At 48.7% G+C, this 12,136-nt stretch carries 7 protein-coding genes; 3 read left to right on the top strand and 4 right to left on the bottom strand.

All coding sequences use genetic code 11. The annotated features are described in order from the left end of the window. Positions 1-13 precede the first annotated feature (13 nt). From HMPREF1212_RS21765 to HMPREF1212_RS21755, 3 genes are read left to right on the top strand one after another with little or no spacing between them, the layout of a single operon-like run. Entirely contained in the window at positions 14-1,603 is a 1,590-nt protein-coding gene (locus HMPREF1212_RS21765; protein WP_046151064.1) for a RagB/SusD family nutrient uptake outer membrane protein, read from the top strand. 5 nt (positions 1,604-1,608) lie between these two features. After that, positions 1,609-3,204, top strand: a complete 1,596-nt coding sequence (locus HMPREF1212_RS21760; protein ID WP_046151063.1) for a glycoside hydrolase — start codon at positions 1,609-1,611, stop codon at positions 3,202-3,204. Positions 3,205-3,208: 4 nt separating this feature from the next. Further along, positions 3,209-4,768, top strand: a complete 1,560-nt coding sequence (locus HMPREF1212_RS21755; RefSeq protein ID WP_046151062.1) for a glycoside hydrolase — start codon at positions 3,209-3,211, stop codon at positions 4,766-4,768. A gap of 997 nt (positions 4,769-5,765) precedes the next feature. Here the strand turns inward: HMPREF1212_RS21755 and HMPREF1212_RS21750 are convergent. The 4 genes from HMPREF1212_RS21750 to HMPREF1212_RS21735 form a co-directional block, all read right to left on the bottom strand. After that, complete coding sequence (locus HMPREF1212_RS21750; protein ID WP_046151061.1) at positions 5,766-8,246, bottom strand: outer membrane protein assembly factor BamB family protein; 2,481 nt, start codon at positions 8,244-8,246, stop codon at positions 5,766-5,768. 18 nt (positions 8,247-8,264) lie between these two features. Next, entirely contained in the window at positions 8,265-9,224 is a 960-nt protein-coding gene (locus HMPREF1212_RS21745; protein ID WP_046151060.1) for a metallophosphoesterase family protein, read from the bottom strand. Positions 9,225-9,228: 4 nt separating this feature from the next. Next, positions 9,229-10,170 carry an endonuclease/exonuclease/phosphatase family protein gene (locus tag HMPREF1212_RS21740; RefSeq protein WP_046151059.1) on the bottom strand — a complete coding sequence of 314 codons (942 nt, stop codon included), beginning with the start codon at positions 10,168-10,170 and terminating at the stop codon, positions 9,229-9,231. A 161-nt stretch (positions 10,171-10,331) separates the two neighbouring features. After that, positions 10,332-12,119 carry a RagB/SusD family nutrient uptake outer membrane protein gene (locus HMPREF1212_RS21735; protein ID WP_046151058.1) on the bottom strand — a complete coding sequence of 596 codons (1,788 nt, stop codon included), beginning with the start codon at positions 12,117-12,119 and terminating at the stop codon, positions 10,332-10,334. Positions 12,120-12,136 lie beyond the last annotated feature (17 nt).

Here is a 12,136-nt window from a genome sequence, read left to right as displayed (position 1 = left end):
TCAGTAAACGATCATGAAAAAGATAATAGTAAGTTTTACTTTGGCAGCCGCTCTGGCAGCCGGCTTCAGTAGTTGTTCCGACTTCCTCGAACAACCGGTACTGGGACAAGAGAATCTGGATACCTATTTCCAGAATGAGGAAGAATGTCTGAAACAGGTCAACGGATGCTACCAGACCCTCTTCTACGACGACTGGTGGCAGATATGCAAGTTCATTGTGGCCTCGGAAATGTGTACAGACGATATGTGGATGGGAAACACCACCCAGGATGCCGGTGATTACCGCGACCTGGCACATTACACCGGCAACGGTCAGACCGATGCAACGCAAAACTACTGGCAGTATCGCTATAAAGGCATCCTTCGCAGCAATGTAGTCATTACTCGTGTACCGGATGCACCGATCGCCGATGAGACACTGCGCAAACGCATGATTGCCGAAGCGAAGTTCCTTCGCGCTTTCCATTACTTCGACCTGGTAAGAAACTTCGGTGGCATACCGGTTGTCCTGACGATGGCACTACCCTCTGAAGTACAGGGCATCACCCGCAGCACGACGGAAGAAGTATATGCACAGATCGAAAAAGACCTGACGGAAGCCATCGCCGACCTACCCCGCCGCAGCGAATATGCCGACTCGGATATGGGCCGTGCTACCAAAGGTGCCGCTCAGGGTTATCTGGCCAAAGTATACCTCACCCAGGAGAAATACAGCGAAGCCGAACAGGTACTGGCCGAGGTCATCAATTCCGGCGAATATGAGCTGTTGCCCGAATTCGGCGATGTATGGAGCATTGCCACCAACAACAGCAAAGAATCGTTGTTTGAGGTACAGACCAACAGCGACCTGACTTATAACCTGGGAGAACGTATCTCCGTTGTTTGCGGTTCACGCGACGACTCAGGCTGGTCGTGGGGATTGCCTACCAGCAACCTTGAAAAGGCCTTCCTCGATGCAGGTGATACAGAACGTCTGAAATGGACCATCATCAAACATAATGCAACAGAAGTCCCCGGCGACGCGTCCTGGAGCGAAAGCAATCCATATATCATCCTTCCGGACAAACACAAATCGGGCCGTGTAACCCGTAAACTGTATATCCCGGTGGATCAGCGCCCCAGCCCGTACGATGCAGCACACATCCCTTTGAACTACCGCCTGTTGCGCTATGCCGACATCTTATTAATGTATGCCGAAGTAGAGAACGCATTAGGCAAAGACGCTCCGGCCCGCGAAGCCCTCAACCAGGTTCGCCATCGCGCCAAACTGGCCGACGTCACCTCATCGGGTACCGCCCTGCGCAATGCAATCCGCCAGGAACGCCGTCTCGAACTGGCATTGGAGTACAATCGCCTGTACGACCTGCGCCGCTGGACAGACGACAACGGGAAGAAAGCCATCTGCAACGTCATGGGTGAAAACGGTTCCTTCGTTAAATATAACCTCGAAACATCTACCGACGAGTATGAGCTGACCAACCAAAAGGAGAACAGCAACAAGGGTTACAACTTCCGCGAAGACCGCGACCAGGTATTCCCGCTCCCTCATGCCGAAATATCCATGTCGGAAGGTAGCATTACACAGAATCCGAATTATAATTAAAACGTATGAAACCGGCATACTTCTTCTTATCACTGGGATTGCTCGCCTCTGTTGCCTGTAGCGACGGAGGCGACGATATCCCGGCGCCCGAACCCGCGGATATGACCAAACAGATCACGATTGACGGCTCTATCCGCTACCAGACGATCGACGGCTTCGGCGCATCCGATTGCTGGGTACCCAACTATATAGGCAAATACTGGCCGGAAGAAAGTAAAGAGGGAATTGCCCGCCTGCTGTTCTCGCCGGATATCACCTCCGGCCAGCCGCAGGGTATCGGCCTGTCTATGTGGCGTTTCAACCTGGGAGGAGGAACAGCCGAACAGGGGGAGGAAAGCAATATCGAAGACAAGAGCCGACGCACAGAATGCTTCCTGCAAGCCGACGGGAACCTCAACTGGACACGCCAGCAAGGACAACAATATTTTCTGGATAAAGCCAAAGCATACGGATGCCGGGAGTTTGTCATGTTCAGTAACACCCCTCCCGTTTACTACACCCGCAACGGGAAAGGCTACTCGGGAATGGGTTCACGGAGCAACCTGAAAGAGGATTGTTATACTCCCTTTGCCAACTACATGGCAGAGGTCGCCCAGTATTTCAAACAACAGAAAGGGATTGAATTCACGCTCATCAGCCCGGTCAATGAACCGCAATATAACTGGAACGAACCTTCGCAGGAAGGTACGGCCTGGCAAAACAGCGAGATCAGGGACCTGACAGTCGAACTGGATAAAGCCCTCGAGGCCAAAGGCCTTACAAACACCCGTATCTTACTGGCCGAAGCCGGCGACTGGGAATATACCTACAAAGAAAAGAGCGACGCCAACCGCAGTAATGTGATATACAACTTATTCGATCCGGCCTCACGTAATTACGTAGGCAACCTACCGCATGTTTTCCCCGCCATTGCCGGTCATAGCTACTGGACCGACGGAAGTTGGAGCACGTTATACAGTGTCCGCCAGCAAGTGGCTTCGGCCGCCGCTGCTTATAACCTGAAAGTCTACCAGACCGAATGGAGCATGTTGGGTGACGGCTATAACAGCGATGGCTATCCGGGGCATGAGAAAGCCTCTTATCTGGACATGGCCCTTTATATGTCGAAAGTCATTTATCAGGACTTCACGACAGCCAATGCCAGTTCCTGGTCATACTGGACAAGCATGGATACGGAACGCTGGAGCCAGAAATGCCGTTTCCACCTGGTAAAAGTGACTCCGGCCGGAGGAGATTATGGAGACATTGCTGAGAGCGGGACATATGAAGCTACCAAGAATTTGTGGGTACTGGGTAACTACAGCCTGTTCATTCGTCCCGGTTACCAGCGGGTCAGTCTTAACATAGCGAATGCGTCCAACTCTTTCTTCGGCAGTGCCTATATCTCGCCGGAAGGAGATAAACTGGTAACAGTCTATACAAACCTTTCCGCCAAGTCGATCGGGCTCGATACAGCGATTGAAGGAATAGGGAAAAGCATCGCAAGTATCAAACAATACACGACCTCCCAAAATGAGGATTTAAGTGAGAAGACGCTAGACAATGACCAGTGCAGTATCCAACCCAACTCTGTTGTGACAATCGTTTATCAATTCAAATAGCACCATGAAATACAAAACATTCTTACTATCATTACTGATCATCGGTAGCCTTCAGGCACAAACGGTGCATTATCAGATACGTCCCGACCAGCCCCGGCAGACCATGGAACACTTCGGTGCATCCGACTGCTGGAGCATGCAACACATCGGACGTTGGTCGCAACCCGTACAAAACCAGGTGGCAGACTGGTTGTTCAGCACCGAAAACGATACGAACGGCCAACCGAAAGGAATCGGTCTCTCTGTCTGGCGTTTCAACGTAGGTGCCGGCAGTGCCGAACAAGGCGAAGCCAGCCAGATCGGTTCGCCCTGGACACGCTCCGAATGCTTCCTCAACGCCGACGGCACCTACAACTGGAACAAGCAGCAAGGACAACGTAACTTCCTGCGCCTGGCCAAGGAGCGTGGAGTCACCCGTTTTCTGGCTTTCCTCAACTCACCTCCCGTTCATTTTACCCAAAACGGTCTGGCTACGAATACCGGACGCGACGGCACATTCAATCTCCGCCCTGATTGCTACGACCGTTTTGTCGGCTTCCTGGCAGATGTGGTAGAAGGTGTAGAGAAACAGGATGGCATTCGATTCAGTTATCTCTGTCCTTTCAATGAACCGGATGGCCACTGGAACTGGATCGGCCCCAAACAGGAAGGTACCCCGGCCACCAACCGCGAGATTGCCCGCACCGTCCGCCTGTTGAGCAAGGAGTTTGTTAAAAGAGGTATCAATACGCAGATACTTGTCAGCGAGTCGTCCGATTACCGCTGTATGTTTGCCACCCACGAAACGGATTGGCAACGTGGTTATGAAATACAAACTTTCTTCAACCCCGACAGCACGGATACGTATCTGGGGGATACGCCGAATGTTCCGCACTTGATGGCAGGACACAGCTACTGGACCAACACCCCGCTGAGCGACCTGCGCAACATCCGTTGCCAGTTACGTGATACCCTCGATAAATTTAATATCGGTTTCTGGCAGACAGAAACCTGTATTATGGGCAACGACGAGGAGATCGGCTACGGCCAGGGCTTCGACCGCACCATGAAGACGGCTCTCTACGTTGCACGCATCATCCACCACGACATCGTGTATGCCGATGCCGCCAGTTGGCAATGGTGGCGTTCGGTAGGCGGCGACTATAAAGACGGACTGATTCGTGAGTACAGCAACGAAGACTTGTCGGATGGCCGTGTGGAAGACTCCAAGCTCATGTGGGCCTTGGGCAATTACAGCCGTTTTATTCGCCCGGGCGCCGTCCGCCTGTCGATAGAGGCCAAAGACCCACAGGGAAAAGTGATCAGCGAAGGCGATACCGACCAGCAAGGCCTGATGTGTTCCGCCTACAGGAATGCCAACGGACAGTGGGTGATGGTGGTTATCAACTATGCCCCCACCGAAAAGCGTTTCACCATCGACCTGTCGGATCCGGCAGTAACCGCCTGGCAGCCTTACCGCACTTCCGACGCCGCCAACGAGAACCTCTTGCCCCTTCCTGTCCTGAGTAAAGAGGAAACAGCCGTTATTCCGGCACGTTCAATTGTGACATTTGTTTCGGAGTAAATATAAAGAAGGTATAAGATGCTTACCCGGTTCAATCCTGGGTAAGCATTTCTTTTATAGAGTCTATAAATAACTGGGCTATCCAGCCCAGCCCAAGAAAAAAAGACCGGTCTTTTAAAATCAAAAGTCCCTTCTTTTGAAATCAAAACTAAGGTCTTAACATTTCAAAACACCTGACCTTTAAAAACGGGTGCCTGTCCGTTCGTTATCCGATGCCTACTCGTTTGCCGTTCGGTGCCTATTCGTTTCTTTATAGATGGTATCTTAGGATAAATCAAAGAGGGTAGCACTACTGTGTCAGCCATCCGGGATAGTAGTGTCGGCAAGCTGGCACTACTGACCCGGCTTCTTCCCTATATAGTGCCGGCTTGCGGCCTAGAGGGTATCACTCGCTACCTTATATTGTAAAGCTGCGCAGGATATAGGGCATGAACCGTAAGCCTTTTAGATAAAAAGCGTAAGTCTTTTCCTCAAGTACAGCCAACCTGTTTCCAATGACTGCAGCACCCAATAGTAGTGGCTGCCGCAACGGTTTAAAATAGCTGCCGCAGCTATCGTATTTGGGTGCGGCACTCACTTCCGGCAAGAAGTGAGTCTACAATACTTACTAAGTATATTTAGAGAAACAACTATCATACTATCACTAATCCATTTAATATCGTTATAATCAAGGCTTGCAACAGTGATAGTTGCCGATTTTAACTATCACTCATCTATCACCCTACTATCACTGTCTCGTCCTGAAACCGGATACATGCCGGTCTTTTTATATGTGGTATATATCTAATTATCAGATATATGATGACAAATATCGCTTTATATCCGGTTCTTGACGCTCTTGACGCTCTCGAAGCTCGGATGTGAGCATCGTCGAGACACAGGTGTAAAACAGGTTGATATGGAGGTTTTGAGAACAAGGAGTTAGTATTTCAATGATAACCTATTTAAGGATTACACTATTAACTGACAACCTATTTCAGGACAAGACAGGATTATATCATTCTATTGTCCCCACGAAGGTATACACATTCCCTCCGAAGTCGACCGCGATCAGCGCATTGCCCGATACGGCTACCGAACCGAATACCGGAGCACCTGTGGCATGTTTCCATACCAACTGGCCGTCTTCCTTATTGATCCCGTAGATCGTACCGTCGGAAGCACCGACATAAACGGTCTTTCCGGCCAGTACCGGGCTGGTTTCGATAGTCGAAGCCGGTTTGCGGGAATAAGGGGAAGTATAGATAAGAGCATTCTCCGTCGCGAACTTCCATTTCAGTTCCAGCGTCTCATTATCCAAAGCGATCAGGCCGTCTTTCGCCGAACCGAAGATGATCTCCTTATCCGTCAGTAAAGGAGTAGAAGTGACATCCACACTGAACGGCAACTCCTTACGCACAATCACACGGCCATTCTCAGCATCCAGGATAAAGAATGACTTATCCGAGATAATATAAAGCAGACCTCCGTGAACGGCAGCCGAGGCACCGCGGTTACGCAGGCCGTTCGTGTTGGCTTCCCATTTCAGCTCGCCGGTTTTCAGGTCGTTGCCGTAGAGGGCACGCCATTGGGAAGAGCCGACCAGTATGTTGTTGGCGATAGAGAAGGTGGAAGTTGTACCTTCGCCTTGCCCCCATCCCTTGTTCCGCCAGATCTCGCGACCGTCTTTGGTGTCGATGGCACAAAGGCCTTTGCCTGTTCCGGCATAAACAACACCGTCGGCAGCCACCAGTCCTTCGATCAGGGCGGGCAGGCCATTGATAGGTAACTGCTTCTCCCAGGTGAGCTTACCGCTTGCCGCATCGATGGCGTAGAGCCAGCCTTGTGCATCCTGTGCCAGCACACGGCCATTGTCTACCACAATCGTGTTCTTGATGGAGTTGCGCACGGGGTATTTCCAAACCAGTTCACCGGTTTTACCGTCGAGGGCATATACATGGCCTTCACCCTGCAAGTTCTCGTCGACGGAAGCAATATAGACTTTGCCGTTATGAACGAGAGGAGAAGTCATATAGATATTGGCACCGACGTTTTTGATCCAGGCCAGCTGCAAAGGTTGGTTCAGTGCAGGCTGGGCGGTGGCGGCGTGCTGCGGGTTTCCGAGCAGGTTCTCCCAATTACCGGCCAGCTTTACTTCTGTCGGAGTGGCGTGGTAGGTGAAAGCGCTTTCCGTCTCTGCTACTTCGCCGTTGTTGAAGCGGGCTTTCAGTTTCAGGGTGACGGTTTTACCTTCCTGCTTGGCGGTCAGAGGGACTTCCGTATTCCAGCACCAGTCGGTAGCCTGTTGCAGCTTCTTGTTGGAGAAGATGGCTTTACCGTCTACCAGACAGGTATAAGTCACTTCCTTTACCGGAGTGACCGACGAATATACATTCACCGCCAGCGGGACGGCACCGGATGCCAGAACAGGTACCTGGCCTTCTACGGGAGAAGCGATCTGTATGTTCTTATCCAGATACGTATAGCGAAGTTCGGATACGAAGTCGCCTTTCTTGTCTACATGCAGCACACGGAAAGCGCTTGTCGAGTGGTCGATACCGCCTTTGTCGAGCGTAGCCGTGGAGATGGAATAGACATCGCCCTGCTTCTTCATATAATTGATATGCCAATGACCGTAGACCCAGGCTTTCAGGTTATGTTCATTCAGGTTGATCTGTTCCTGATCGTTGATACCGAAGATAAACTGGTCGCCGTAAGTCAGCAGGTCGTGGTTGAAGACAACGATAGGTTTTCCCTGCGGAACCTGTGCCAGATCGTTCTTTAACCAGCGGTAGACATCTTCCTTGGTATAGCCCGGCTGATAGTCTCCTCCGGCCATCGGGGTGACGATATAATGGGTGCTCCCGGCATCAAAAGAGTAATAGACCGGGCCGTAGATACTTTCAAAAAGTTCTTCACCGTACTTGCCTTTTACGAGGTCGTGGTTACCGATGCAATAGAACATCGGGCAATCCATATTGGCTGTGTTCATCAGTTTGATATGGGCTTTCAGGCCGTTATCATAACAAATATCACCGGTGTGAATAATGAAAGCGGCCTGTTCATTAGCGACATAGTCGCGGACGTTGTTCACCCAGTCACCGTGATTTTCGGTGTTGAAGATCTCAGTGTCGGCGATATGCACGTATTTATGGCTACCGTCTTTCTTGATGCCACCGTTGTAGGATTGCAATCCGAAGTCATAAGATATCTGGTCGCCATTGATACGGTGGTAATGCTTGTTGTCTGTCTTATATCCGGAAGGGGTCGTGATAAAGATAAAACGTTCACGGTCGTGACCGGGAAGGGAGAAAGTACCGTCGGATGCCGTCTTTACGACATTCAGGCCGTCGGAGACGGCTACACCTGCCATCGGTTTTTCGCCTTTATCAAAGACGCCGTTGTTGTTCTTGTCTACAAATACACGTCCTGTATAAGCAGCACTGGCAGAGAATGCCACACAGCTCAGCAAGGCGATGTTCAGAAATGTCTTTTTCATGTTTCTCAATGTTTATATTTAGAATGTGAGTTGTAAGTCTTCAATCCAGGGCACCAGCGGTTGCGAACGGTCGGTAATACCCAGTTCTTCGGGGCCGGGGGCGATGAATTCGCTCTTTACGCCTTTCAACTGCATACCGTCGCCAGTCAGTGTAACGATCCCGTAGAGGGCATCCTTATAAGGTAAGGTGTATTTCAGAGCAGGCCGCTTCTGATTGATCTCGTCGCTGAAACGTTCCGGGCAGGCGTACTTCTCTCCCACCCACTGGTTAGAGGCGCTGTTGATCTGGATATAAGCAATGCCGTTAATCTCTTTCATATAATTGGTATGATCATGGCCACTGAAGGCCACTGCTACTTTCTTATAACCGGCACGCAGGTTCTCGTCCTCAAAGATCTTGCGTATCTCTTCGCGGTTCTGTGAGGAGCATTCAAAGCTCTGGTGGGAGAAGATGATGCATCGTTTATCGGTAGCCTGAAGATCTTTCTTCAGCCATTCGACCTGTTCGGGGTCGACGTAAGAAACTTTCTCACCGTAACCGAAGTAGTTACCGTTCTCGTATGGGATATACTTTTCCCCATCATATATATTATTAGGGTCGAGGACGATGAAGTGGAAATCTCCTTTATCAAAGGAATAATAGCGGTTGTTCATACTGATAAACTGCATGACTTCCTCTTTCGAGCAGTTATCCATATCATGGTTACCCAGCAGCATGTATTTCTCACCGGCGTAATCCAGCCAGCGTTTCAGGAAAGGTTTGTTCTCTTCCTTGGGCATACAGAAGTCGCCCAGCTCGATAATGAAGTCGACCTGGTTATCGTTGGCTGCACGCAGGAAAGTACCCAGGCGTTCTTCCGCATCGTGTGCTATATCCTGATGAAGGTCGGAGACGACGGCGAACGTAACGGGTTTCGTTTCTTTCTGGCAGGCGGCAAAGCCCAGACAGACAAGAAGGGATAAGAATAAGTGTTTCATCTGATTATTTCTTGATTTTAAAGGTTGTCAGTACAAATCCGTGATCGGAAGCATAGAAGAAATCTTCTCCCTTGAAGGAAAACGTTTCACCGAGGATATTATCATAGCATTCAGACTCGATAGCCTGTATGGTCTTGCCCTGATAATAGATGAAGTCAATGCGATCCTGGCGGTTGACGGTTTCCAGCGAGTCGGCATCAGTCAGCCAGGTAGTTCCGATATTTTTTACCGGGTCGGGGTTGATCTCACGGAAGCTGTCTTTAAAGTTAGCGGCTGCGATCTCCTTGGAGACAGTCCAATTGACAACGGCACCACCGTGGTTATACAGATCTTTGGTCGCTTCCGTCCAGTCGAGATGCGAATGGCTGTTGAAGTCGCCGCCCATGATAAGAGGAATACTGTCGGTTTCTGCGATCATCGGTTTCAGGACGGAAAGGATCTTACGGATCTCTTCGTCGCGAGTGCCGGCATCATCCCAGGCCAGTATCTCTTCTTCCGTTTTGTCTGTCGGAACAAGACGCATATCGGGTAGGTAATGTATCCAGGTATCGAACAGGCGGACAGGTGTACCGTCCATATCGATCTCCACCCCGCCGAAGTTGAATGTCCCGATCTGATCGGGGAATGCATATTTCTTTACGATCGGATAGCGGCTGTAGATACAGAGATTATCCGATATCAGGTGATAGTTATAGCCCAGCGAATCGGCCACCATAGGGGCGGATCCGTAGGTTTCGACCATCAGGATGACATCGGCCTGACTTTTCTTCAGTACGCCGATAATCCCGTCACAGGCTTTCTGCCCATAGGTTTTAGAATGTCCGCCATGCCAGATATTCCAGGAGAGGACGGTGAGGTGCTGCTCTTTTTGTTGTTCTGAACAAGAGGTGAACATGCCCAGAAGGAGTATTACCAATGTAACACTGGTAAGAATTTGTGTTTTCATGTATATAACTTATCGATATTAATATAATTCAACCACAAAGATAGAAAGATAAAAACGAATCAAAAATATATCTCAAAAGTCTGTATCTGTTAATGCAAAAGATACAGCTTTTGAGATATAAGAATTATCAGCTCTTACTGAGAGTAAGAAGCAATAAAACATCACTTCCAGTATTGGTTCTGAACCAAGTTCGGATTATAAGTCAAGTCTTCAGTTGCAATCGGAGTATAGTAATATTTAGGATCAACAAAGGTCCATCGACCAACTTGTGAAATCATGCGAACATATCCCTTATCACCATTGGTAAGCGAATACGTATTACCATCCAATATTTCAACCTGCAAATTATATTTATCCTTATCCTCCTGGGGAATAGCATCTGCATCTGCCTTTGTAGCTACGATAGCATAATCCGGTTGTCCATCACCAGTCACATCCAAATAGCCTGGTTCCAAATAAACACCTTCCGGAACGTTGGCAAGCAATTTACCACAGCCCCAACGTCTCAAATCACCATAACGAAAACCTTCACAAGCCAACTCAATACGACGTTCACGGCGTATCTCATAAACCGCTCCTTTTTGTGAGGAAGAAACATTCGAATAACGATTGGCTTGAACCGGGTCTATATTACTTAACCAATCAGTCAATGAAGCACGTGGCATTCCTACACGATCACGTAACAAATTGATCGTCCGATCTATATCATCCTGCGTTAACTCTCCCAGTTCAGCCTTTGCTTCGGCATACATCAACAATACTTCGGCATAACGAATCAAAGGAAGGTCTGTATAGGAGTTATTCCAAGTTATTTGATCAGCTGTACGAGGGGAGAATTTCACTTGCGGATAACCACCCATAGTTAACTTCGGACGATATGCATCTACTTTATCTGCCCGAACAAAACCCGGTGTCATAAAAGTCTGTCGCATACGAGGATCTCGATTTTCGAACACCTCTGTATATTTTTTAGTTGCATACCCCGATATATCCTGGAATCGTTTCGTTTTTCCATCTTCTACCACCAGATAATCTTCCATTAAATCACGTGACATACTGGAATTGAAGTCGAATAATGATCCTCCGGCATTATGAGTACGTCCCAATGCTTTATCATAATCCTCATAAATAATCATTTCCTTATTGTTACTCAAATCCTGACTACAGAACAAGGCTTCATAAGCATCTATCTCACCAGATTTGGCTGTTGACAATTCATACATGCCTGAATCCATAATCTTTTGGCAAGCTTCTACCACCACCTGCAAGAAACGCTCTGAGTCATTCAGGTTCAATTCCGGATGATATTTGCGCCAGCAGCCTTCATCCAGGGCAATACGAGCCTGCATGGCCAAAGCACCATTCTTAAACCAACGAGTCCGGCTGGTTCCGTTTGTCATATTATTAACAGCAAACTCCAAATCTGCCATGATAGAATCTACGACCAATGAGCGGGGATCTTGTGTTTTATAAAGCAAATCCTTATCTGTTGTCTGCAAGTCACGACTATACCAAGGCACATCTGAAAAAGACAAAACCTTGTCATAATACAGTTTCGCACGGAACATACGAGCCAATCCGATATAATGATTAATTTCAGCAGGATCACCTTGTGCCTTGTCGGCTCTGGCCAACATAAAATTGACATCCCGAATATCTTCCCAATCCCAGGTACTCCGGTTATCCGGGTTCACCTCTCCGCGCATCATGCTGTAAATATCCTTACTTTCCGTATAAATCATATTATCGGAAGGAGCATCCGTATAACCCGAAGTAATCTTCTCATACAAACCGTTTGTATAGGCTTCCAAGTCACTAGTATTGTTGAAAAAACCGTCTTCCGTGATTGAAGTTTCCGGATGTTTTTCCAGAAAAGAGTCGTTACATCCGCTTAAACCTAAAAAACCGATGCACCCGAACATCCATATTTTTATATTATTCTTGATCATAACTTATGTCTTGCTAA

It is taken from the genome of Parabacteroides sp. HGS0025, from assembly GCF_000969845.1.
Classification (GTDB): Bacteria; Bacteroidota; Bacteroidia; order Bacteroidales; family Tannerellaceae; genus Parabacteroides; species Parabacteroides gordonii.
The sequence above is the reverse complement of the archived record's forward strand: the minus strand, read 5'-3'. Positions and strand labels throughout refer to the sequence as shown.